This is a genomic window from Streptomyces sp. NRRL S-244 (assembly GCF_000717915.1).
Lineage (GTDB): Bacteria > Actinomycetota > Actinomycetes > Streptomycetales > Streptomycetaceae > Streptomyces.
In genome coordinates this window covers 185,030-208,252 of sequence record NZ_JOCX01000001.1, presented here as the reverse complement: position 1 = coordinate 208,252, position 23,223 = coordinate 185,030, and the positions used below count along the sequence as shown (strand labels likewise).

At 68.7% G+C, this 23,223-nt stretch carries 22 protein-coding genes, 1 tRNA gene and 2 pseudogenes; 15 read left to right on the top strand and 10 right to left on the bottom strand.

Annotation, left to right across the window (positions count from 1 at the left end):
- Positions 1-48 precede the first annotated feature (48 nt).
- From IF02_RS0100990 to IF02_RS32055, 3 genes are all read left to right on the top strand, one after another.
- Positions 49-486 (top strand): NUDIX hydrolase, encoded by a 438-nt coding sequence (locus tag IF02_RS0100990; RefSeq protein WP_030152940.1) that lies wholly within the window; start codon positions 49-51, stop codon positions 484-486.
- Between the two features lie 189 nt (positions 487-675).
- Entirely contained in the window at positions 676-1,749 is a 1,074-nt protein-coding gene (locus tag IF02_RS32060) for a hypothetical protein (RefSeq protein ID WP_158708430.1), read from the top strand.
- The gene (locus IF02_RS32055) at positions 1,746-2,537 is read left to right on the top strand and encodes a DUF3152 domain-containing protein (protein WP_051695395.1); all 792 of its coding nucleotides are present in this window, start codon (positions 1,746-1,748) and stop codon (positions 2,535-2,537) included. The genes IF02_RS32060 and IF02_RS32055 overlap by 4 nt, the downstream gene beginning before the upstream one ends.
- A 1-nt stretch (position 2,538) precedes the next feature.
- On the opposite strand, the gene IF02_RS0100980 is transcribed toward IF02_RS32055, so the two are convergent.
- Complete coding sequence (locus IF02_RS0100980; protein WP_051695392.1) at positions 2,539-2,943, bottom strand: SsgA family sporulation/cell division regulator; 405 nt, start codon at positions 2,941-2,943, stop codon at positions 2,539-2,541.
- A 269-nt stretch (positions 2,944-3,212) separates the two neighbouring features.
- On the opposite strand from IF02_RS0100980, the gene IF02_RS32050 reads away from it, so the two are divergent.
- From IF02_RS32050 to IF02_RS35045, 7 genes are all read left to right on the top strand, one after another.
- Positions 3,213-4,148 carry an SPFH domain-containing protein gene (locus tag IF02_RS32050; protein ID WP_051695390.1) on the top strand — a complete coding sequence of 312 codons (936 nt, stop codon included), beginning with the start codon at positions 3,213-3,215 and terminating at the stop codon, positions 4,146-4,148.
- Positions 4,149-4,361: 213 nt separating this feature from the next.
- Positions 4,362-5,534, top strand: coding sequence for a peptidoglycan-binding protein (locus IF02_RS0100970; protein ID WP_234318050.1), 1,173 nt, complete (start codon positions 4,362-4,364; stop codon positions 5,532-5,534).
- Positions 5,535-5,640: 106 nt separating this feature from the next.
- On the top strand, positions 5,641-6,936 hold the full coding sequence (locus IF02_RS32895) for a sensor histidine kinase (protein ID WP_158708429.1): 1,296 nt from the start codon (positions 5,641-5,643) through the stop codon (positions 6,934-6,936).
- Positions 6,933-7,601, top strand: coding sequence for a response regulator (locus IF02_RS0100960; protein WP_030152932.1), 669 nt, complete (start codon positions 6,933-6,935; stop codon positions 7,599-7,601). The genes IF02_RS32895 and IF02_RS0100960 overlap by 4 nt, the downstream gene beginning before the upstream one ends.
- Positions 7,602-7,711: 110 nt before the next feature.
- Positions 7,712-8,359: a hypothetical protein gene (locus tag IF02_RS0100955; RefSeq protein WP_030152931.1), complete on the top strand. Its 648-nt coding sequence runs from the start codon at positions 7,712-7,714 to the stop codon at positions 8,357-8,359.
- 2 nt (positions 8,360-8,361) lie between these two features.
- On the top strand, positions 8,362-8,877 hold the full coding sequence (locus IF02_RS32890) for a signal peptidase I (RefSeq protein ID WP_051695383.1): 516 nt from the start codon (positions 8,362-8,364) through the stop codon (positions 8,875-8,877).
- An 81-nt stretch (positions 8,878-8,958) separates the two neighbouring features.
- A complete protein-coding gene (locus IF02_RS35045) occupies positions 8,959-9,870 on the top strand; it encodes a hypothetical protein (protein ID WP_199809155.1) in 912 nt (303 codons plus the stop codon).
- Between the two features lie 29 nt (positions 9,871-9,899).
- Here the strand turns inward: IF02_RS35045 and IF02_RS0100940 are convergent, their stop codons facing one another.
- Complete coding sequence (locus IF02_RS0100940) at positions 9,900-10,232, bottom strand: hypothetical protein (RefSeq protein ID WP_158708427.1); 333 nt, start codon at positions 10,230-10,232, stop codon at positions 9,900-9,902.
- A 285-nt stretch (positions 10,233-10,517) separates the two neighbouring features.
- Between IF02_RS0100940 and IF02_RS0100935 the strand changes: the two genes are divergently transcribed.
- Together IF02_RS0100935 and IF02_RS34665 are read left to right on the top strand one after the other, a co-directional pair.
- On the top strand, positions 10,518-10,877 hold the full coding sequence (locus tag IF02_RS0100935; RefSeq protein ID WP_030152924.1) for a hypothetical protein: 360 nt from the start codon (positions 10,518-10,520) through the stop codon (positions 10,875-10,877).
- A gap of 852 nt (positions 10,878-11,729) precedes the next feature.
- The gene (locus tag IF02_RS34665) at positions 11,730-12,317 is read left to right on the top strand and encodes a hypothetical protein (protein WP_158708426.1); all 588 of its coding nucleotides are present in this window, start codon (positions 11,730-11,732) and stop codon (positions 12,315-12,317) included.
- Positions 12,318-12,352: 35 nt separating this feature from the next.
- On the opposite strand, the gene IF02_RS0100930 is transcribed toward IF02_RS34665, so the two are convergent.
- The 3 genes and pseudogenes from IF02_RS0100930 to IF02_RS32045 all read right to left on the bottom strand — a co-directional run.
- On the bottom strand, positions 12,353-12,601 hold the full coding sequence (locus tag IF02_RS0100930; RefSeq protein ID WP_030152922.1) for a hypothetical protein: 249 nt from the start codon (positions 12,599-12,601) through the stop codon (positions 12,353-12,355).
- A gap of 32 nt (positions 12,602-12,633) precedes the next feature.
- Positions 12,634-13,524, bottom strand: coding sequence for a hypothetical protein (locus tag IF02_RS33390; protein WP_078621782.1), 891 nt, complete (start codon positions 13,522-13,524; stop codon positions 12,634-12,636).
- A gap of 454 nt (positions 13,525-13,978) precedes the next feature.
- A pseudogene (locus tag IF02_RS32045) lies at positions 13,979-14,482 on the bottom strand (serine hydrolase); the annotation flags it as partial.
- Between IF02_RS32045 and IF02_RS33380 the strand changes: the two are divergent.
- Positions 14,414-14,743 (top strand): annotated as a pseudogene (locus IF02_RS33380) (site-specific integrase); the annotation flags it as partial. The pseudogenes IF02_RS32045 and IF02_RS33380 overlap by 69 nt on opposite strands.
- A 227-nt stretch (positions 14,744-14,970) precedes the next feature.
- Here IF02_RS33380 and fxsT read toward each other — a convergent pair.
- The 4 genes from fxsT to IF02_RS0100910 all read right to left on the bottom strand — a co-directional run bounded on the left by fxsT (position 14,971) and on the right by IF02_RS0100910 (position 20,413).
- Positions 14,971-17,697, bottom strand: a complete 2,727-nt coding sequence (gene fxsT, locus IF02_RS0100920) for an FxSxx-COOH system tetratricopeptide repeat protein (protein ID WP_267880877.1) — start codon at positions 17,695-17,697, stop codon at positions 14,971-14,973.
- Positions 17,698-17,930: 233 nt separating this feature from the next.
- Positions 17,931-18,368 carry a hypothetical protein gene (locus IF02_RS34660; protein WP_158708425.1) on the bottom strand — a complete coding sequence of 146 codons (438 nt, stop codon included), beginning with the start codon at positions 18,366-18,368 and terminating at the stop codon, positions 17,931-17,933.
- A 525-nt stretch (positions 18,369-18,893) separates the two neighbouring features.
- Complete coding sequence (locus tag IF02_RS0100915; protein WP_030152917.1) at positions 18,894-19,598, bottom strand: restriction endonuclease; 705 nt, start codon at positions 19,596-19,598, stop codon at positions 18,894-18,896.
- A gap of 744 nt (positions 19,599-20,342) precedes the next feature.
- Positions 20,343-20,413 (bottom strand) — tRNA-Gly (locus IF02_RS0100910).
- Positions 20,414-20,899: 486 nt separating this feature from the next.
- Between IF02_RS0100910 and dcd the strand changes: the two genes are divergently transcribed.
- Positions 20,900-21,487, top strand: a complete 588-nt coding sequence (gene dcd / locus IF02_RS0100905) for a dCTP deaminase (protein WP_030152916.1) — start codon at positions 20,900-20,902, stop codon at positions 21,485-21,487.
- Entirely contained in the window at positions 21,484-21,984 is a 501-nt protein-coding gene (locus IF02_RS0100900) for a phosphoribosyltransferase (protein ID WP_030152914.1), read from the top strand. The genes dcd and IF02_RS0100900 overlap by 4 nt, the downstream gene beginning before the upstream one ends.
- 110 nt (positions 21,985-22,094) lie before the next feature.
- On the opposite strand, the gene IF02_RS0100895 is transcribed toward IF02_RS0100900, so the two are convergent.
- Positions 22,095-23,024: a Yip1 family protein gene (locus tag IF02_RS0100895; protein ID WP_030152912.1), complete on the bottom strand. Its 930-nt coding sequence runs from the start codon at positions 23,022-23,024 to the stop codon at positions 22,095-22,097.
- Positions 23,025-23,223: the final 199 nt, after the last annotated feature.

The window sequence follows — 23,223 nt, the reverse complement described above, 5'->3', positions numbered from 1 at the left end:
GGCCGGCTGCTGCACTGCGACCGCCAACGAGCATGGAGACAGAGCGAAATGATCGAACGAGTCCGCGCCGTCCTCGTCACCGCTGACGACACGATGCTGGTCATCCGCCGCACCAAGCCCGACATCCCCGAGTACTGGGTCCTCCCTGGCGGCGGCGTCGAAGCCGGCGACGAGTCCCGGGAAGCCGCCCTCCACAGGGAGATCCACGAGGAGATCGCGGGGAAAGCCGACATCGTCCGCCTCCTCCACACCGTGGAGTCCGACGAAGAGCGTCAGCTCTTCTACCTCGCCCGCATCGCGACCTGGTCCTTCGAGGACCGCACGGGTCCCGAGTTCAGCGCCGAGGGCCGCGGCGAGTACGCGCTGGAGGAAATCCCGCTGACCGTCGAGGGACTTGACGGCATCGACCTCAAGCCCGAGGAGATCGCCCACGTTCTGAGGGGCGCCATCAGTGCCGGAAGCCTTGGAGGCGAGGCAACGCACTGAGCCCTCGACACATCAACACATCGCCGGGGCCGTCCCCGGGCGGGGGCCATCCGAAGTGCCCCGTGGTGCCGGCTGCTGGGAGTTCACCGACGTGCGTCGGGTGGATCCCTTAAGTGGATGCCGATTTTTCCGTTTGGTCCGACCTGTCCCAGTAGCTTCTCCGGGAAGTGAGCTACTGGAGGCTTCCTGATGACATTTCTGTCCGCCACTGCGGCCACGCGGATCCCCCTGCTTCCGAGACCGGCCGTGTACCGTCCGCTCGCCGGGGTGTGGCGTGCGATGGACTGGTACGCGCAGGAGACCATGCAGGCCTCGAACGTGCGCGACGCGCGGTCGATCGCCACCGACCGGTGGAACGGACCTGGTGTGGCGTGTCTGGAGCGTCGGGTCCGCCAGCTCGCCAGGGGGCAGGTGGAGCCGGTGGCGCTGCGGCTCGCCGCGATCGGCGTCAGCTGCGGCTGGCCCTCGGTCGTGTCGGAGGGCGGCTCCGTACCGTACGGGGTTCCCGACAGGTTCGCGGCCCTGTGGGCGGCGGTGGCCCAGCGCATCGGAACCGTCAGGTTCGGTGCCGTGCCGCTGTTGGCGGTCGTCAACCACACCGCCACCGCCACCGCCACCGCCTCGGCCGGAGAGGCCTTCCAGCCCGTCCTGACGTGGGCGGACGCGGAAGAGTCCAGTCGGATCGACCTGTTGCTCGCCACCGCCGCGCGCATCGACGCGGTCAACGCGTCCGTCCTGCTGAAGTCCCATCTGCTGGAGTACGCGGGGGCCCGGCCGATGACCGCGGTGCGGGGTCTGCACCGCGTCGTCCGGGTCCAGAGCGTCGTGCACCAAGTGCTGCAACGCCGGCTCGAAGCCATGGCCGACACGGGTTGCACCCCGTCCGGGATCACGGCTGCGCTGACCCTCGCAGCCGACGCGCCCGGGGTTCGCGACCGCATCCCGCCGCGGCTCGTCACCCCCGTCCAGCAGGCGGTCGAGGCCATGCTCGGCATGCGGCAGCTGGACAGCGGACTGGTGTCCAGGCCGCGGGCGCGTCGGCACCTGGGGCGGGAGCAGGCCCAGGCGGTCGTGGCCTTCGACCAGATCGGCCAGCAGGTCCGCAGTCTCGCGCACGCCTGCACGGAGGTCGGCGCCGCGTACGACGAGGCGGTGGCCTCGGTCCGGCACAGCAACGTGCTCTACCGCAGGCTCATCGACGCCGCGGTACAGCCGGCCAACGTGCGGGGCAGGGCGCCCGGTTCCCGACCTTCGGTCATATGAAACGGCCTGGGAACGGGCGCCGCGGCGCCGGCCTCCGGAACTTCCTGGGGATCACCGGGTCCCTCGTGGCGGCCTGGTGGTGCCTCTCGTCGGCCACCCCCTCGCCCTTGCCCTCGCCGGACACGGAGCAGCAGGCCGTCCAGGCGGTCCGTCCGCCGGAGCCCGCCGCCCCCGTGGACGACGGCCGCCCGCGCCGGCCCCCGCTGGACCGCGCCCTCGCCCTCAGCGGGGCGTTCGCCGCGATGCCGGGCGGGGACCAGCCCGTACCCGTACGGGAAGGCGGAAGCAGGCTGCGCTACCGGGTGGACGTCGAGGACGGCCTCGCCGCCCTGGGGTTCGACGGGCAGCGCTTCGCCGCCTTCGTCCACGAGACCCTGAACGACCCCCGCAGCTGGTCCCGCGGCGGCAACGGCGGCGACCAGGTCTTCGAGCGGGTGTTCTCGCCGGATGCGGACTTCGTCGTCACCCTCGCGAGCCCCGGGACCGTCGACGCCTGGTGCGCCAGAGCCGGTCTGGACACCTCCGAGCAGACGGTGTCCTGCGACGCGCACAACACCGAACGGGTGATGATCAACGCGTACCGCTGGGCACAGGGTTCGCCCACGTACGGGGACGACATGACCGGCTACCGGCAGATGGTCGTGAACCACGAGGTCGGCCACCGCATCGGGTACGACCACGCGTCGTGCGGGGCGAGCGGCGCGCCCGCCCCGTTGATGATGCAGCAGACCAAGACCCTCAGCTCGGGTGATGCGACCTGCGTACCCAACCCCTGGCCGTACCCGTGAATCAGCCCAGGAACCGTTCGAGTTGCGTGTCGATGTCGAAGTGGAGCTCCTCCGCACCGCGCGGCACGAGCGCCTCCACCGCCTCGCACCAGGCGTCGATCGCGCGGGCGTCGGCGGACAGCACGCACTCGCCCGTGTCGGAGGCGAGGCTGAAGAACACGCGACGTCCGCCCGGGTACCACATGGGCCATATCCGGATGTCCCCCTGGCCCGTGAAGCAGTGCCGTCCGTCCAGCAGCAGTTCGCGGGCGAACACCCAGCTGTTCGGGCACTCGTCCTGTTGGTAGAAACACGCGGCCACCTCGAACGGCCGGTCGGTGCGGTAGCCGAATCGCGCCCGCACGGTGATCGGGCCGTCCAGGCCGTCCAGCCGCATGAGGACGTCGGCGCTGATGCTCTTGGTCATGGTGCCTGTTTCCGGGAGTCGTTGGTGAGCCGGGTGCGATCCCGGAAGGACGCTAGCCGCCGTGTCGTGCACCTTCGTGAATTCCGCCGCGCCCACCCCGGCACGGCCTCTGTCGTCGCCGCGGCCGTTCGCGGGCCGGAGCTTACGAACACATCCGAGAGGAATCCGAGGAGATGGCGGACAGCGTGTACCGAGAGCACCCGGGGCAGGGGCAGGGGCAGGGGCCGGGGCCCCGTGGCCCCGCGCCGAGGTCACCGCGCCTGCCCGAGGTGCGCGAGCGCCCGGGCCGGGCGCTCTCCGGCCGGGGTGCCGTGGCGGTGGCCGTGGTGGCTACGGCCGGCTGCCTGCTGGCGCTGGTACCCGTACTGGAAGGCGTACGCATCGCGGGGCACGAGCTGTCGTTCCCGGTCCGGCTGCCGGCACCGGCTGCCCTGCGGGAGGCCGCCGTGCCGATCTGCGCGATCACTGCGGTGGCTGCCGCGGTCTGTGCGTTCCTCGCGCTGGCCGGCCTGACCTGGGGACGTGACGGCTCCGCCGTGGTGCTCAGCCGCCGCGGCAGCTACCGGGGGACCGTGCGCCGGACCGGACTCCTGTGGGTCCCCCCGCTGTCGCTGCGCTACTCCGTCGACGTACGCCTGCGGCACTGGCGCAGCGAGGCGATACGGGGCGTCGACCGCGGCGGCGTGGCCTTCCAGGCAGTGGTGCTGGTCGTCTGGCGGGTGCGGGACACGGCGCGGGCGGTGTTCGGGGTGGAGAGCCACGAGGCCTGTCTCGGGACCGTGGTGGAGTCCGCCGTCTGCCAGGTCCTGGCGGCCACGGCGGCCCACGGCCGGGGCGGTCCCGACGCGCTCTACCCGTCGTACGACGCCGACGGGCTGGCGGCGGAGCTCACCGCCGCGGTCGCCGCGGAGTGCCGGGCGGTCGGCCTGGACGTGTACTCGGTGCAGCCCTTCCACATCGAATTCGCCCCCGACATCGCAGCCGCGATGCGTGGCTGGCAGCTGCGCGCCCTGGACGCGCAGCTGCGGCAGGCCGACGCCGATGACGTGGTCGCGGCCGTCACCTCCACCGTCGACCGCCTGCTGGAGCGGGACGTCCTCAGCTGCGACGACCGCCAGCGGTGCGAGCTGGTGACGGACCTGTCGATCGCCCTCCATGCCGCGCGCGGCGCCGGTCCGCTGAGGGGCGGGCCGGGGGAGCCGTAGCTCTCTGCCGGTTCCGGGCAGCGGTTCACTTCCGTGGCGGGGATCGTGCACGATCGGCCCGGCGCTCCCTTCCAAGATCACCACAGACCGTGTTGATCACCATGGAGAGAGCAGCAGATGATTCGGACAGGCCTGCCCGTACCCGCCTTTCGTGAACTGCCCCCCGACCCCGCCTGCGCCTGCCCCGGCTGCCGCACCGCGGGTCGGCAACCGATGCGGCCCACCGCTGCACCGGCGCCGGCCTGTACCCGGGCCACCCGGCTGGGCGCCCTGACGGCAGTCGCCGGTTTCGTGGTCGCCGGCTTCGGCGCCGCACAGGCGCAGGCGGCCCCGGCCCACCATGGGACGGAGGTGATGCCGACCGGGGCCACCGCGACCGCCACCGTTCGTACAGCGGCCGCATCCCGCCCGGCGACCACGCGCGAGCAGATCCTCGCGCGCGCCAGGAGCTGGGTCGATGCGGGCATTCCGTACAGCCAGAGCCGCTGGCACCAGGGGTACAGGACCGACTGCTCGGGCTTCGTCTCCATGGCCTGGGGGCTCGGTACGAGCCACTGGACGGGAGACCTCCACACCTACGGCGTGCGCATCTCGAAGGACGAGCTGCGCCCCGGCGACCTGCTGCTCTTCCACAACTCGGGCGCCCCGACGAGCGGATCGCACGCCGTCCTCTTCGGGGGATGGGCGGATTCGGCCCACACGCGGTACACGGCGATCGAGATGACGTCGGGGAGGGGAGCGGTGGAGCGGACCGTGCCCTACGCCTACTTCTCGCACTCCGGCTCGTACGTCCCCTACCGCTACGCGGGCCTGCGGGAACGGGAAGGCGGCGGCGCCCCCGAGTCGGGCAGCGGTTTCCCCGGCGCGGGAAACTTCGGCCCCGGCGCGCACAACGCGCACGTCACCCGCCTGGGGACGATGCTCGCCGCCCGCGGCGGCGGGCGCTTCTACCGCAGCGGGCCCGGCCCGCGCTGGAGCACGGCCGACGAGGCGGCCACCCGGGCCTTCCAGCAGGCGCAGGGCTGGTCGGGGGCGGACGCGGACGGCATACCCGGCGCCGCGACCTGGCGGCTGCTGACCGAGGGCCGGGGCAACGACATCGGTGGCGGCGGACGCGCAGACGGCGGGGGCAGCGGCGCCGGTCCGGCGCCCGCGTTCCCGGGTGCCGACCGCTTCGGTCCGGGCCGGAGCGGTCCGCACGTGACGCTGCTCGGCCGACGGCTGGTCAGGAAGGGCTTCGGCGGCTCGTACGGCGAGGGCCCCGGCCCGACCTGGAGCGAGAGCGACCGGCGTGCCGTGGCGGCCTTCCAGCGGGCCCAGGGCTGGGCGGGGGACGACGCGGACGGGTACCCGGGCGCTCAGACGTGGAGCCGGCTCTTCTCCTGAAGCCGCGGCGGCCGGCAGGCGCGCTCGCTGTGCGTCGGCTGTGCATTGGCACAGGCATAATGAATAGCCCATTTGGTGGAATATCCGTATTTGATCGAGGATGCCCGTGACCGACCTCGCCCGCCCGGACGCCTTCGAGCGCTGGTACTTCGCGCTCATGACGCCCGTCGGACGGTCCCGGTGGCTGCGTGCCGACCTGCTGATCGTCGGCCTGGTGGCCGTGTCGTCGGTGCACTGTGCCTTCAATCCCGCCGCCGGGCTGGTGCGCGGCACGCTGCCGAGCGCAGCCGTCGCACTCGCCGTCACCGCGGGCTTCCTGTGGCGGCGGCGGGCCCCGCTCCCCCTGGCCCTGCTGACCATGGCGGGCCTGGCGCTGAACGGGGCCCGCATCCCGGTCTTCCTCGCCCTCTACGGCCTGGCCCGCTACCAGCGGGGCCCGCGCACGGCGGTGATCGCGGTCAGCTGCGCGGTGTTCGTACCCCTGAAGGCACTCCTGCCCGGCCACCTCGGGTCCTCGATGGTCGAGGACTTCCTGAACTCGGCGTTCTACGTCGTCCTGCCCGTGGTCTTCGGTCTGGGCGCGAACGCGTACGAGCGCAGCATCACCGCGCTGCGCGCCGAGCGGGAGCACCGGATCCGGCAGAGCCGTGCACAGGAGCGGCTGCGCCTCTCCCGCGAGATGCACGACGTCCTGGGACACCGGATTGCGATCATCGCCATGCAGGTCGGGGCGATCGAGTTCGTTCCCGGGGTGAAGCCGGAGAGCAGGAAGCTGGCCCGGGCGGCCGGCGACGCCGCGCGCGCCGCGATGGGCGACCTGCGGCAGGTCCTCGGGGCGCTGCGGGAAGGGGAGGGGTCGGTGGTCGCCGGCCGGCGGCCGGCCGATCTGGACGCGCTGGTCGCGGAGGCCCGCTCCGCGGGTCTCGCCGTCACCTTCGACCGCGAGGGGTACGGAGCCGACGGCTGCGTACCGCCGGAGATCGCGCTCACGGCGTACCGCACCGTCCAGGAGGCCCTGACGAACGTGGCCAAGCACGCGCCGGGCGCCCGTGCCGCGGTACGGGTCAGCCTGGCCGACGGCATGCTCCTCGCCTCCGTGTACAACGACCCGCCCGCGCGGCGCACCCGGCAGGACGCGGCGGGCGGCGGTTTCGGGATGGTCGGGCTCCGCGAGCGCGCCTCCCTCCAGGGCGGGTACTTCCACGCCGGTCCCACGCCGCACGGCGGCTGGCGCGTCGACATGACCGTGCCGGTACCCGGGCCCGTCGCCCCGCCAGAGGATCCACTTTCGGCGAGCCGGATGTTCACGAACGTCGACCACGGTCGTGACACGCTCCCGTGGCAGGGGGGCGAAGCCTCCGGGACCGCAGTGGGGCAGCAGCACGGAGGGAACACGTCATGATCCGCGTACTCGTCACGGACGACGAGCCGCTGGTGCGGTTCGGGCTGCGCATGCTGCTGGACGCCGCGGACGGCATCGAAGTCGTCGGCGAAGCGTCCGACGGCGCCACGGCCATGGCACGTGCCCGCGAGCTGTCCCCCGACCTCGTACTCACCGATCTGCGGATGCCCGGAATGGACGGCATCGCCGCCACCCGGCAGCTCCTCGCCCTGCCGAACCCCCCTGCGGTCCTGGTGCTGACCACCTTCGACACCGAGGAGGGGGTCACGGAAGCCCTGGAGGCCGGGGCGGCCGGCTATCTCCTCAAGGACGCCCCGCCCGAGCAGGTCGTGGGCGCGGTACGGCTGGTCGCCTCGGGGGCTCGCGTGCTCGCCGAGGCCTCCGCCGCCCGGCTGTTGGCCTCCTCCCGCGCGCGGGCCGGTCACCGGCCGCCCGGCATCCCGCCCGAGCAGCGGCGCCGGCTGGAGGCGCTGAGCGACCAGCAGCACGAGATCCTGTGCCATCTGGGGGAAGGGCTCTCCAACGCGGAGATCGCCCGGCGGATGTACCTCACCGAAGGCACCGTCAAGGCGTACGTGTCCAGGCTGCTGACCGCGCTCCGGGTCGAGAACCGGACCCAGGCCGCGATCCTGGCGCACCAGGCGGGGTTCCTCGGCGGAAGGTGATCACCTTTGCCGCGCACGGGTCGACTTCCGGCCCGCTCCACCGGGATCTGATCAAGGCGTCCACGCCGCAGCGGCGTGAACACCCTGATCAGATCAACCGAAGGAACAACATGCGCAAGGCACTCAACGCCCCCCGCGTCAAGCGCTGGTCGAAGCTCGCGGCGATCCCCGTCGGCGTCCTGGCGTCCGGCGCGATGGTGCTCGGCGCCACGCACGCCACGGTCACCGCCTCGACCTGGAACCAGGACAACACCCTGGAGGCGGGCAAGTGGACCAAGGCCGACGTGACGTCCAACAAGCCGAGCAAGTCGTTCATCAACGCCAAGGGCCTGAAGCCCGGTTCCCAGGCCAACGCCATGGTGACCTACACCTTCGCCCCCGATGCGTCCGAGGTCCCGGGCAGCCTCGGCCAGGTGCTGCTCAAGAACATCGTCGCCAAGGACGCCCAGGGCAACCGCCTCTCGGACGCCGCGACCTCCGAGCTCGCCAAGCACCTGCACCTGGGCTTCAACCACGGCCCCCAGGCCGACCCGAACGACATCACCCAGGTCGAGCACACCGCTGCCGAGTGGGTCAAGGCGGGGAGCAACGGGGCCAACGTGATCCGCGAGGGCATCCTGCTCGACAAGGACAAGACGAAGAACAAGTACGAGGTCCAGGTCACCTGGAGCCTGGACAAGGACGCTCCGGCTGAGGCCCAGAACTGCCAGATCAGCTTCGACCTCGGCGCCGAGGTGGACGTCGAGCGCGACCGCTGAGCATGACCGACCCGGCCATGGACGACGAGAGCTGGTGGCACGTCCTTCGGGTGGCGGGGTGCCGGACGCTCGTCACCATGGCCACCACGCTGCTGTGCCTGCCCCTGGCCGCGCTGCTGTGGGGCTGGAGCCCCTCCGTCGTCGTCTCGGGCTCCATGGAGCCGGCGCTCAGCCGCGGTGACGTGGTGACCGTCCGCCCCGTTCCCGCCCACGAGGTCGGAGGCGGCGCGGTCATCGCCTTCCACGACGACACGCACGGGGGCCGGCTCACCACCCACCGGGCGGTCCGGCGGCAGGGCACCACGTACGTCACCAAGGGCGACGCCAACCGGGATCCGGACCCCATGCCGGTCACCCCGGACAAGCTGGAGGGCGTCGTCTCGGCAGTCGTCCCCTGGGTGGGTGCCGCCTGGCTCTGTCTGGAGGACGGCCGCTGGGACTACCTGGCCGCGACCGTGATCGCGTACGCCCTCCTCATCCGGGGCTGCCGCGAAGCCCCGCTCCGCGGCGCACGCTAGCCGCCCCCCACGACAAGGCCCCGGGACTCCCACCCCGGGGCCTTGTCGCGCAAGCCGCAACGCAACGGAAAGCAAGCCCTGATGAACACCGCCACGAACCTCGGCACCCCGACCGCCGGCGCCCTCCGCCCGTCCCCCTACGCGCTGGAGCCGCTGGTACTGCCGCACGCCGGAGTCAGGATCCGCGAACCCGGCGGCAATGTCTCGAAGGCCGCCAACGCCCCGATATCCCTCGGCGAGATCACGGCCGCCGACCCCCTTCCGGCGCCCGCGGGTCCGGACGAGCTGTACTGGTTCCGATGGATCGCAGGCCATCAAGCCGTGTTCGCAATCTGGCAATTGATCGACGACGAACTCGAACTCGTCGTCCGGGACCACTGCGAGGCCGCCGCCGCCAGGGCGAGCACCCTCATCAACGCCTACTCCGTGCTCCTCGCCTACACCGGCTCGCCCACGCGCGAGCTGTACGACCGGCTCATCCGCCCGGCGATGATGCGAAAGCACCCTTCCTTCAGCGGCCGCTGGGCCCCCGACTACGTCACGGTCGCGCAGCGCTTGCGTACGCTACGGGCCCGCTACCGGCGCGAGGCCGCGCCGGTGGCCATCTTCGAGCTGAACCGGGCCGGCCGACGCAACCACCAGTTCCACATGGCCGTCGCCGCCAAGCTGGTGCCAGGCGGCGCGTCGCTGCTGCGCGCCGGGGACGATTCGGCTGCCCTCGGAATCCCGACGGGGGAGACCCAGAGGCTCTACGACGAGTTCTTCGCGACGCACCGTGCCACTCCGGGGCGCGACGAAGTGATCTCCCAACTCCTGCGGAGGTTGCGGGCCATCCTCCTGGACCTCCACAACAACGGCCTCTTCCCCGCGGATTCCTCCAGCGCGGCCGAATGCCCGGAAGAGATGCAGGGCGGCGAACTCGCCTGCTTCACTTCCGGGCCGGTTCCCCTGCTGATCGCAGCCGGGGAGACCATCTGCTCGCACCCGGGCTGACGCCCGGGTCCCGCGGTCCGGCTCGGACGTTATTTGGCCACGGGCAGCGGCGGCAGGGTGGGCAGGGTGACCGGCAGACCGAGGGCCGCCAGCAGGTTGGTCAGCGTCGACAGCAAACCACTCAGCAGATCCGACACCGGTCCGGCGGCGGGAGCGGCCTTGGTGGACAGCGAGGGCGCCGTCATCCGGGTGACGCCCGACGGAGTCACCTGCGGCGCCTCCAGGAGTTCGGGCTCTCCGGGAACCACCGGCGCGGCCGCCCGGGGCGCCTGGCCCTCATTCAGCGGAACGGCGGCGGCAGCGGTGACCGACGTCAGGCCCACCACGGCGGCGACTGCGGCACCCACCCAGAAAGCGCGCAAGATCTTCTCCTTTTGTCTCCGGCTGGATTGCTGAAAGCAGAGCATCCGGCTCACTGCAAACGGTGATCCTTCCTGGATGTCCCCGCCACTGGGCTTAGCCCGAACGCCCGGCCCTGGTTCCGAGCGCGGAGACCAATCCGCTGGGGTCGGTTTCCCTCCCTTCGCGGGCGGCGGGGCGCCCGCTCCCTCGCCCACATCGGACTCAGCTGCGCGGCGGACAGGGCGCTGCTCGTCGCCATCGCCGCGTTCGCGAGGCAGCTGCGCTGGGGCAGGGCCGTCCTGGGGGTGAAGGTCCTGCTGATCGTCGTCGTCCTCGCGCTGCTCCCCCTGGAGCAGTGGCAGGGCGCCGCCCAGCGCGCGCACGTCCTGCTGGCCTCGCTCTGGCTGGCGGCCACCGCGGTGTGGAGCGACATGCCGTGCGGGAACACGAGCGATTCCTCCCGGGCCGGTCACGCCCCGCTACCGGGGACTCGTGACCCCGGCCAGCCGTGCAGATCGTGCTCGGGCAGGCGCCCGGGGACAGGGCGCGCCCAGGCGCCCCGCAACGACCACTCCACCAAGGAGCATCAGCGCAGGCTCGCCGACGACATCGACGCCACCGTCCGGCTTGAGGTGATCCCCACAGGGAGCGCGACCACAACCTGACGCCCCGTTAGGGCAGTTATGGCGCGTGAATGGCACGCGGGCCCCGATAGGTCTAGACAACAAACAAGCCCCAGGTCGTTGACCTGGGGCTTTGTCGTGGAGCGGATGACGGGAATCGAACCCGCGCTATAAGCTTGGGAATCAACGACGCCCACGGCGTCGATATGCCCTCTGACCTGCAGGCATCGATTCCCGGACGGCTCGCCGTGAGGGCTTTCCCGCGCCGGTATTGACCGGTCTTCACCGCTGCCAAGGGCACGGATAGGGCACGGGATGGGCGCAGGCGGGGGCGAGACTGCTTGTAGACGCTGGGCGCGGCTGGCCGTCCGCAAGTCCTTCGTGGGGATCGAGGCGGAGTTGCGAGCGCAAGCGGATGGTGATGACGGGCGTCCGCCACAGGGGGCGCCGCATAGGTCAACCTGAAGCACCGAATGAGTGAACCCCTCGGCTTCCACTGCTGTTGTCTTGCTGGCGGGGGCAGGTGAAAAGTGTGACGTTTCCGCCTGAACGAGACCCTGAGCCGCCACTGCCCTATGAGCTCAACAGTAATCCGCCGGAATGGTGGCGTCAATCGATCGACGCGGTGCCATGGAGCCCGCAACCTCCAGATGGACCTGTTGTCTGGTACGAGAAATTCACTCAGTGCCCCCGCTGTAAGCATAACGACGGCATCAGGGTTTCGAAGGAGGCGTTCGGCTATCCAATGCAGGCCAAGCAAAAGGCAAAGGCTACTGGGATCCACGTAAAGTGCCTGTGCAGCAGTGATCACCCCCTGCGCCCCGATGGAATCGCCCAGGGCTGTGGATACAACGGCTATGTGAGCGAACCTACCACGGGAGAGGAGGCAGACGAGTGACTGAGCTGGCGAGCGAGTATTGGGAGAACAAAGCCGAAGAGGCGAGCCGCGCTAGTCTTTCCACAATCCAGGCGTCTGCCGCAGCTTGGGCAACGACCACGTCGACGTTGCTTGGACTGTTCGGTGCTGTTGCAATTGTGCAGGGACCCAGCAGCATCGAGAAGCTCAACGAGTCTGACCGTGGCACTGTGGTGGTGCTCGTTACAATGGCAGCGATCTTCGCCTTTGTGTCAGTGCTTGCCACCGCTAGGGCAAGCCGAGGCATTCCTAAGCGTTTCTCCCCACTTACTGGCATTAAACTTGCGCAGTGGCATAAGGAGGAGACTGGCTGGGCTCGCGCCCTCCTGCGCTTCGGAAGGCTATCTGGACTTGCAGCCGCCGCGCTTGTGCTTTCCGCCGGCTTGGTCGCCCTGACCGCCAGCCCAAAACCGCAACTCGTGCTCGTTCGTACAGAAACCGGAGCCTTGCAATGCGGCACACTCGTCCGCGACGGCAGTCAGCTCGTGCTCAGCAAGGGTGATGTTGAGTTGTTGCGGCTTGACAAGGGGATGGCTAACGTCACTGTTGTCGAGCAGTGCCCATGATGAAGGGCCCGTGAGCGCGTATCGCGTTCGTGCTCTCACGCCTGGTTACTGCCGTGTCCGGCTGCCTTCTTCCGTTCGGCTGGCTTCTTCTGCCTGGCGCGCTTCTGTTCGGCTTCGCTGGCGGTCTCCTGCATGCGCCGATGAACGAAGTCGCGCGGGCTCTCGCCGGAGCTCGGTTCCGTCGTCGCGGTCCCCGGGCGCGCCTTACTCATGAGTTGGCGAATCTGCTCACGCAGCTGGGCTGCGCGGGCCTTGCTCGCCTGCCGAGCCAGGTCATCAGCCATGGCCGGACCTCCCATCCCTGGAATGGCCGACTCTACTCCGGATCGCCTTGCTGTACATCGCCCAGCCAAGTTGCATCGGCATAACTTCCGTCTTCCAGGTCTGCAATCTGCGCCCGCCAGCCCCGGGCCCGCGAGTCGCCGGCCACCTTGAAGCTGGCGGTCAGCGCTGCAGTAGCGGTGTATGTGGAGGACTGAGACACGGTTCGCGCGCTGCGTTGCTCGTTGCCGGTCCGTGCATCGATCGCCGCTCGAAGGCTTCCGGTGCGGTCGCTCAGCACCCCGAGATCATGGAAAGTGGACTTTGGGGTGTCGAACCATCTCTGTTGCCACCAATGCTCGCTAATTGGGTCGTGCCAGCTAATGTACCCGCCGGGGAGGATCTGCCGAGGCTCTGCGATCTTACCGCCGAAGCTATACCTGATACCGGATGGCAGAGGGTCATGGAAGTTCGGCGTGTAGAAGTCCGAGACGAGTATTCCGTTGATTTCGTATCCAAATTGCGCATCGCCTGAGGGGTCGGAAATTTCGACGAGGAATTCCACTACCCCTTGGTTTTTTCTAGGGGATCGGCCAGGGGTCAGCCTGTTTCCCCACGGGTCGGCCAACATTTCGAGCATCTCGTGACTCGCTGTATGGGACCAGCCGTCATCGTAGAGGACCAATGCGAACGGCTGCCCTTGTTTGTCGGCGTGAACTCCGGCGCACCCTCGGTATTTCTCTTCGAGAACGTCTTGGATGATGATTGGCCAAGAGCCAACCGGAACGTCCTCCAGTTGTTGGAAGGCGTCGACGGTCGCGGTGATGTTCCAAACGGGGCGGAAATCTCGAATCGCTTGTGTCTGTAGCGCTGCAACCACTCGGCTGAATTCTGAAGAGGTGACGTTCTCGCTCTCGCACACCAGGGCAAGCTGCGTCTCGAACATGTTCGTCTCTCCTTCGCGGGAGATCCGGCGGCCTCCGGCCCTACGCCGGAACGTGGATTGGCGATCGGGAGCCATCGCACCGTGTCGGCGGCCGACTCATATAAACGTAACCACTGACTGGACTCCCGGCGACGCGGGGAAGGTACCAGTGGTTTGCGCAGTGCCCGGCCACGGCGGTAACGGGTGTGGAGATGTCAGGGATGGAGCCAGTGAACCGGATGGGCTGGCCTGGTCTGGGGTGCCCCCGGCCCATCCATGGCTGCGAGTGCCCGTGCTGCGCGGACCGCCGATCATCGGCTTGCCCTGCCGTCCAACAGTTTCGGCATGGACCCGTTCAACCCGTACGTCCATCGTCCACACGACAGGCGAAGATGCGACCACGGCTGAACTTGAGGTCCTCCTGGAAGTCAGTTCGCTCCTCGTCGCGTAACCGTAACGTTCCGCAGATCAAGGGCTATTGCACCTGCAAGCTATTCGTCAGCGTGGGCATGTCGGGCACGAAGGCGGATGCCCGGAACGCGTTGCGGATCTCCGTGAGGGGTCCGCGGTCGCGGGAGAAGCGAATCTTGTTCGTGAGGAGAGCGGCCCAGCGGTGCTGAGTGGGGCTGATCCACATGGCGGTGCCGGTGAAGCCGTAGTGGACCCAGATGCCCTGGTCGGGCTCGGTGCCGGGGGCTGGGTGCCAGAAGAGGCCGCGGGCGGGGGTGAGGGCGCCGGTGTGGATGCGGAGGGAGTCCTTGATCCAGGTGGGGCCCAAGGCGGCCTGGGTGGGGGCGAGCATGTGGCGGAGGAAGAGGGCGAGGTCGTCGAGGACGGAGAAGGTGCCGGCGATGCCGCAGACGCCGCCGAGGAGGCGTGCGGAGAAGTCGTGGGCGGTGCCCTTGAGGTGGGTGCCGGTGGTCTCGTCGTACTCAAGGGGGCGCCGTTCCGGCGCACGACCTTCGGCCGCAAGTGGGCCAGGGCCCGCACGAAGGTCGGCCTGCCCAAGGACTTCCGCTTCTACGACCTGCGCCACACGGGCCACACCCTGTCGACGCAGTCCGGCGCGACCCTCAAGGACACGATGGTCCGCGCCGGCCAGTCCTCGGAGAAGGCTGCGATGATCTACCAGCACTCCGACGACGAACGCCAGCAGGAGGTCGCCGGCGGCATCGACGCCAGGGTCCGCGCGGCCCGTGGGAAGGCGTCGGCGAAGCCGAAGCTCATACGGGAAGCGTGACGATCGTCGAGCGGGGGCAGCTAGCAGCTGCCCCCGGTGCTCCGCTGGAACCTGCTCTGTCGCCCTACCACATGACGCAAAGAGCCGAACCGGCTCGTTCAGCACCGCCCCCGATGGTGCCCGGCTCGGTGAAGTGCATGGCCTGCCCGGATATCGCCCGCGCCTGCGAGGTCACACAGTGGTTTACCGGCCCGATCGGCGACCGACGTCCAGGCCTCGCCGTATTTTCAGTTCGGCTCTGAAGGATCCCCTTCGAGTTTGGCAGCTTTGGCGTGGTGGCCGAGCTCGCGGCAGATGACGGCAAGGAGGGCCCTGGCCTGCAAGGTCGCGGGATGGTCCGGACCGAGGGCACGCTCATGGTCGACGAGCGCCTCCTCCCCCGACTGCAGAGCCTCATCATGGCGCCCAAGGAGGTACAAGGTCGCGGCGACGTGGGTCCGCACCCGCAGGGTTTCAGGATGGCTAGACCCGAGATTGCGCTCAAACCCACCCAATACTGGCTCCCATGACTGCAGAGCCTTCAGGTGGTGGCCCAATGCGTTACATGTGGCAGCAAGGTTGGCCCTTGTGCGCAGGTTGTCGGGATGGTCAGGCCCAAGAAGAGACTCGAGGCCAGCCAGCGCCTCCTCTCCTGACTGCAGAGCCTCATCATGACGTTCAAGGACGTAATACGTCGCTGCGAGGTTGGCTTTGGCACGCAGAGTCTCGGAGTGGTCAGCGCCAAGACAGTGGTCGAAGCCTGCCAGTACCTCCGTCCTCAACTGCAGCGCCTTGTCGTGGTGGCCCAGGAGGCCGTAAGTGAGGGCAAGCTGGGCCCGCACCCGGAGGGTCTCGGGATGGTCTTGCCCGAGGACACGCTCGTGGTCGGCCAGTGCCTGCTCCCCCAACTGCAGAGCGTCAGAATGACGTTCAAGAGCGTCGTACGTGGCGGCAAGGTGGGCCCGCGCGCGCAGGGTCTCGGAGTGGTCAGACCCTAGAAGGCGTTCACAGTCGACCAGCGCCGGCTGTCCTAAGCGGTGGGCCTCGTCGTAACGGCCGAGATCGCTGTAGGTGACTGCCAGGTTGATCTTGGCGCGCAATGTGTCGGGGTGGTCGGGCCCGAGGAGAAGCTCATAGTCGGCCAGCACCTGCTTCTTCAGGCGGAGAGCGTCGTCGTAGCGGCCGACGTCGTTGTACGTGACGGCGAGGTTGGATCGGGTAGTCAGGGTGTCGGGGTGGTCCGGCCCAAGTACACGTTCCCGATCGGCCAACACCCGCTTCTTCAGGAGGAGGGCCTCCTCGTAACGATCAAGATTTCCGAAGGTGACGGCGAGGTTGGCTCGGGCGCTCAGGGTGTCGGGGTGGTCCGGCCCAAGTACACGTTCCCGATCGGCCAACACCCCCTTGTTCAGGACGAGGGCCTCCTCGTAGCGGCCCAGGTTTCGGTAGGTGGCGGCGAGGTTGGCTCGGGCACTCAGGGTATTGGGATGGTCAGACCCGAGAACCCGTTCGAAGCCGGCCAGCGCCCGCTTCCCTAGTTCCACGGAGGTTTCGTAGCGGCTCAGGCGGCTGTAAGTGACGGCAAGATTGGACCAGGCAAGCAGGGTATGGGGGTGATCAGGCCCCAGAATCCCCTCGGTCTGGTCCGTCACAGTCTGCCAGTGAGTGAGTGCGGGACCGACGAGGCCGTTGTCGTTCAGGCTGCTCCCGGCGCGGAAGACAAGCGAGCGGGCTTCGCTTTGCCAGAGGTGCGACCCGGCGTATTGCCTGAGGGTGTCGCTGTTAGCGCGGAGGACGGCGCCGAGGTCGCGTTGGATCTGATCGAGGTCCGGCCAGATGTTCAGCAGCGCGTAGGCCGCACTAATGGCGAGGGCCGACTGCTGGTTGCCGGGCGTGGTTTCACGTGCTGCCCGGGCCGTAAGCGCGTGGATGCGGACTTCCTGATGTTGACTGCGGGGATCGTAAGTGATCAGGCCGTAGCGGTGCAGAACGAGCAGGGCCTCGTATGTTTCCTCCGCGGTGACGGCGCCTGTGGATTCCTTCCCCCCAATGGCAGGGGAGCAGTATCGGGGAAGTTCTTCGAGGAGGGGGGCGGTAGCCCAAATGTCCGCCGGGTGGCCGGCGGGGTCGAGAAGCGCGGCCAAGAGGAGGACGGGCCGGGCGAGCCCATTCGGCGTGGCTGCTTCCGCGGCGGCTACGGAGAGCAGCAGTGCGGCAGCTACCTGCCGACCGTATCCCTCAGCGTCTGCTGATAGTGGGAGGAGGTCTTCAAGGCTTCGCGTGCTGTCTTGGAGTCGCTGGAGGTAGCTGCCGCAGGGAAGCTGCTGATTAAGGATGTAAGCAGCAGCGTGGCCAAGGGCGAGGGGTAGCCTTCCGAGGGCGTCAGCCAGCTCGTGTTCGCGTCCGTCGAGGAGATGGGCGGCGTCGTCAGCGGTGAGCCGAGTTTGCAGATAGGAGAAGGCCTCAGCAGGGGTGTAGACGTCGACGTCAACTCGGGCCCGGCCTTGCCCGGTTAGGCGGGCGTCCTTCAGGCGGGTAGTGGCCAGAACCCAGCCCGTCCTTGGTCGGCCCGGCGGCCACCAGCGGGCGATCGTCGCGGGGTCAGTGATGTCGTCCAGGACGACGAGCCACGAACGCTCTGTGGTCGCCAGCCAGTCCAACAACACCTGTGCATCACGTTCTGGGTCAGCGCCGTCGGCACCCGGTGCCTGCACCAGGAGGGCAGCTCGGGCGTAGAGGGTGATGACCTGTTGGACCTCGCCAGCTGGCACCCATAGGACCAGATCGGTGCCTCCGAGAGTGGCTTCGTGAGCGTAGACGGCGGCGAGCTGGGTCTTGCCCACCCCACCCCCACCGGACAGGACCTGCGCCAACACCGACGTGTCATTGGCCGAGCGAGCACGATCGATCGCGCTACGCAATACCGGCCGTGGCTGGAATGCCGACGCAGGCAATGGCGGGGCCCCGACTCGCATAGGCCAGGATGGCTTCTTACGGGGCGGCGGTAGGTAGATGTTCGTGGTGGCGGTGCTGTTCGGGCCGATGGCGTTTCCGGACAGGTCCCGGCCAGCGGCGACCGCTCCCTGGGCTGCCTGAACCGTCACGTGCCTATTGCCTGAGGTGTCGAGGACGGGATCTTCTTCAGTCCCGCGGTTGCCACGTTCGGGCGAGGTGGAGGACTTGCGTGACCGGCGGGGCCACAGGGCGCTCATCGGACCTGGCTGTCATCGCCAATGGCGTTGCCAGCAATGTCCCCGCCAGCCGCGACGCCGCCAGGCCCCGCCTGCACATCTACCGCTCCAGAATCGCCGGTGGCTGCCCCTGGTGATGCCGCCGGCGATGCTGATCCGTCCACGCGCGAGTTTCTTCCGATGGCGTTATTGGCGACGTTCCCACCAGCAGCGACACCGCGTTCGGCCTGCACCCGTCGACCACTCGACGAATCCCCCCGGCTCTGGCGGGCAAGCGCCAGCACGGAAACGACGAGGCCCACAGCGGCCAGGACCGCACCGATGATGCTGGCCGTCCGATCACCGGTATCCAGATCGACCACCGCGACGATCACCGCCAGCCCTACCGCAATGAGCCCAGCTGAAACAGCCGCCGCCCACACAGCCCCACGTGCTGCCCCCGACATGCCTGCCACGAACCCTCCCTAGCCAACCAGCTGCCGGGCAACACTGCTTTCAATCAGTGGTCGTCCCGTGCACCACTCGTAGAAACGGTAGCCGCAGGGTGAGTGGCCGGTCTCGTGATCGGGCGAGGTCGCACCGATACCAAGCCCACATCCGATCGGCCGATGAAGAGGCCCTTGCGCGCCCCGGTGCCACGCGACCCTGGTGATCCGGGGCTAGAACAAGACACTCGGCGACGACGGTCTGGACGACTGGCTGACGGGGGCCATGGACGCCACCGCCGAGCTCCCGCCCGAGTGACCTCGAACTCCGACTGAGCTCGGGGCCCCGTCTGCATGTCCGGTTTCCCGATTGCCGCATCGGCCAGCTCGAACAGGAGCCCTCCTTACCCGGCCTCTCTTCAACCCCGCTGTCAGCTGCTTCCCCAACATCTACCCGACTGCGTGGTGGTCATCGAGCTGGCTCTGCTCTTCTCCGGCGTGAGAGCTCGCGGGAATCGGGCTGTTTGAGTGGCCAGGTCCAGCAACCCCAGCCGATCAGGACAGTGCGGTGGGTTTGCGGGGAGGTGGGACGGCGCGGAGGAGCTCCCACAGGGGGCGCGGGCCGCTGGCCCACTGGGCGAGGAGGTGGCGGTCGACGAGGTGGAGGCGCTGAGACTTGGCGAAGTCGAGGGCGGGCCGGGAGAAGCGGCCGTTGGTGAGCATGACGAGGACGTCCCCGCCGTGTATCTGGCGGCCGGTGCCGTTGAGGACCTGGAGGTCGGGTGTGCCGACCGCCGCCCCCTGCCAGCCGGCTTTGCGGTGCTTGCACTGGATGACCCAGCGGCGGCCGTAGGGGTCGGTGGCTTTGACGTCCGCACCGTTGTCGCCCCGGCCGCCGACCTTCTGGGCGTCGGCGCAGCCGTCCCGGTGCATGAGGTCCCGTACGGCAAACTCGAAGTCGTTGTGGTGCAGGCTGTCGAGGTGCTCGACGGCGTAGCGCAAGCCCTGGGCCCGGACCCGGTCCCATCGCGCGGCCTCTTGGCGTCGGCGCAGCCACAGCGCGCCCGCGGCACCGGCTGCGAGGAGGCCGAGTACCAGGACCCAGGGGTGGGCGGCGAGCCACGACATCACCGCCACGATGAGGCTGAGGGCCACGAGGCCGGCCAGGCCGATGAGCCACAGCTCCTCCGAGCCGGGGGCCTTCCGGCGCCGTGCTGTGCTGGTGCGCTTGCGCCTCTTCGCGGGTGGGCGGGGGCTCACCTGCTGTTCCCCGTGCTCGGGAAGACGATCGGATAGGAGACCGTCGGTATGGGTTGGGGCGCTGGGCGGTTTTCCCACGCTGGCCATTTGATCGGGTAGACCACCGTCGACTCCGGCCTGGGTAACTCCTGACCCGAGCCTGCTCCGGCCCCCGCAGATGTCGTTCCGTTCCCGAAGACGATCACTCCGGCGACGATCAGCCCGAGCAGCGCGGTCTCCCGCCGGGCCCCGGCAGGGAGCCGGACGTGGCCTTTGACCCGAGTGCCGTCTGCCCGAAAGTAGTCATTGATCCAGGGCACAGCTGTATCCCCCCACCAGTCGCGATGCGCCTCCCTGCACACCGGCTCCATGAAAGCACCCACCACTGACAACGCGTCACCTGATTGTCACCATTGGTGATCAGCTGCTGAGCCGGGGCTGGCCTGCCTACGCTTTGGTGGGGAGCGCATTCGGCGGCATTCGGAGGTGCAGGGCAGAGTGTCGCGCCGTCGCCAACTTGGCCGCGCAAGCGGTGTGGTTGAGGGTTCGCTTCAGGGTTGCGAACAGGCGAATCTGTGCTCCCGTGTGGCGCAGGTCGCATGAAATGCGGCTCGTGATCCGAGACGATTCCGCGTCCGAGCGGTGCGAGGAGGGCCCTCCGAGCAGGGCATTCCTGCGAGTTGGGGCACGCGGAGGGCGCGGCGAGGGCTGAGAGGTCTAGACAACCAAGAAGGCCCAGGTCGTTGACCTGGGCCTTCTCTCAAGAGCGGATGACGGGAATCGAACCCGCGCTATAAGCTTGGGAAGCTCATGTTCTACCATTAAACTACATCCGCATGGCGTTCCAGTTGCCTGGAGCGGTATCTTTGGACACTCTACCCCATGATCGACCCCCGGTGAATCTGCCGCGGGGTCGTCGTTGTTTGTGGGGTGCACCGAGGGTCGTGGAGGCGGGAGTTGGGGCGTAACGTACCCGTGCGCCGTGGTGCCGGAGCCGTGCTGGAGTGGCGGCTGGAGCGGGTCGCGATCATCCCCTAATGTGGCGATTCGTCGCAGTACGGCAGGTTGGGGAAAGGGACTCGATGGAGAACACCGTCGTCCGTTGTGCCGAAGGGCACGTTTTCAGTACCGCTTCGTTTCCGCTGCAGCACCTCGGTGCCGGCCGGATCGGGCCCGGGCGGCTGTTGCGGTGCCCGCGGTGTGCGCGGCTGAGGCATGCCGTGCCCGTCGGGGTGGCGGCCGTCAAGCGATAGACGGTCCGCGAGGCGCGCGGGTCCGCTCTCGATTGGGGGTGGTCCGCGCGCACTGCGTATCCTCGGGACGTGCTTCTCTCAGACAAAGACATCCGGGCCGAGATCGACAGCGGACGGGTTCGCATCGACCCGTTCGAGGAATCGATGGTGCAGCCCTCCAGCATCGATGTACGTCTCGACCGCTTTTTCCGGGTGTTCGAGAACCACCGCTACGCCCACATCGACCCCGCCGTCGAGCAGCCCGACCTGACCCGCATGGTCGAGCCGGAGGGTGACGAGGCCTTCATCCTCCACCCGGGCGAGTTCGTCCTCGCCTCGACCTACGAGGTCGTCTCGCTGCCCGATGACATCGCCTCCAGACTGGAGGGGAAGTCCAGCCTGGGCCGCCTGGGGCTGGTGACGCATTCGACCGCCGGGTTCATCGACCCCGGCTTCTCGGGCCACGTCACGCTCGAGCTGTCGAACCTCGCCACCCTCCCCATCAAGCTGTGGCCCGGGATGAAGATCGGGCAGCTGTGCATGTTCCGGCTCAGCTCGCCCGCCGAGTTCCCGTACGGGAGCGAGCGGTACGGATCGCGGTACCAGGGTCAGCGCGGCCCGACGGCCTCGCGCTCCTTCCAGAACTTCCACCGCACCCAGGTGAGGCACGAGGCATGAGCGACGTCGTACGAGAGAACCTGAACTACGAGGGCTTCGGGCGGGCCGTGCGCGAGCTCGCGCAGACCATCGCCGATGACGGCTACGAGCCCGACATCATCCTGAGCATCGCCCGGGGCGGCGTCTTCGTCGCCGGCGGCCTGGCGTACGCGCTCGACTGCAAGAACATCCACCTGGTGAACGTCGAGTTCTACACGGGTGTCGGGACCACGTTGGAGATGCCGGTCATGCTGGCGCCCGTGCCCGAGGCGATCGACTTCACCGACAAGAAGGTCCTCATCGCCGATGACGTGGCCGACACCGGCAAGACGCTGAAGCTCGTCCACGACTTCTGCCTGGGCCACGTCGCCGAGGTCCGGTCCGCCGTGATCTACGAGAAGTCCCACTCGCTCGTGAAGTGCGAGTACGTGTGGAAGAAGACCGACGAGTGGATCAACTTCCCCTGGTCGGTCGAGCCGCCCGTGGTGAAGCGTGAGGGTCAGGTTCTCGACGCCTGATATGTGAGAAGGCCTGGTACGTGGGGAAGGGCCCCGGCGCGTTGTGCGCCGGGGCCCTTTCTCGTGGTCGTGGGCCCTCGGTCGTGGGCCGTGGGCCCTGGGGCGTGGGTTTACAGCGTGCCCAGTTTGATGATCGACAGCAGTGCGACCAGCTGGATCGCGGACGCGCCCAGCGCCTTCGGCCACGGCAGGTCGTGCGACTTGCTGACGAGCGATGTGAACAGGGCTCCGGCCGCCACCCACGTGGCCCAGCCCAGCACCTGCACGAACAGGTTGTCCCCGCCGAGGAACACGGCGAAGAGCAGGCGCGGCGCGTCCGTGATGGACATGACCAGCATCGACAGGCCCACGGTCGGCTGCCACGCGCCGTCGCCGCCCAGCTGGCGGGCCAGGGTGTGCGTGACGGCGCCCAGGATCAGGCCGCAGATGACGAAGGCCACGCCGGCGCTGAGGACGATCGGGACGGCGTTGGGGAGGGTGGCCTTCATGACGTCCTCGCGGGCGTCGTCGAGGCCGAAGACCGCGAGCAGGCCGTAGAGGAAGGTCACGATCAGCGCCGGGCCCCAGACGGCGTAGTCGCGCATCTGCAGGAACGTCGGCCCCGGCCGCATCACGATGCCGCGGAGGAGTTCCTTCCACGGCAGTCGCGGGCCCGTCGGCGCGGCGGCCGCGGCGCCCGCGTGGTACGTCGCGCCCTGGCTGTACGGGTCCTCGCCGTACGCGAAGACCTGGGTGTGCCCCGGGTTGTCGTTCGCGTACGAGCCGCCGCCGTGACCGCCGTGGCCGTACGGGGGCTGCTGCTGGCCGTACGACTGGCCCTGCTGCTGTCCGTACGGCTGCTGCTCGTGCGGGTCGAAGTACTCGGGCTCGCCGTGACCTCCGGCGGCGGGCTGCTGAGGCCACTGCTGCTGGGGAGGGTAGGGCTGCTGTCCGTACGGCGCCTGCGGCGGTTGCTGCTGCTGACCGTACGGCTGCTGCCGCGGGGGTTGTTGGGGAGCGCGGTTGTTGTCCCGGCCGCGTCCGATCCTGAATCCAGCCACGTGATCGAACGTACCTGGTCCCGGGTGGCGTGGTGGGCGGGCTGCCGGAATAGGGGCCCTTTGCGGCTGAGCTGTGACATCCCCTAGGGGATCCCCGATGGGTGGTTTTGGGCCGGTTTTTGTGAGTTACATGGTTGGTGGGGAGCCTGTGGAGGTTCGTTACGTCTCCGACGGAATACGTAGATATCGCGTCCGTAGC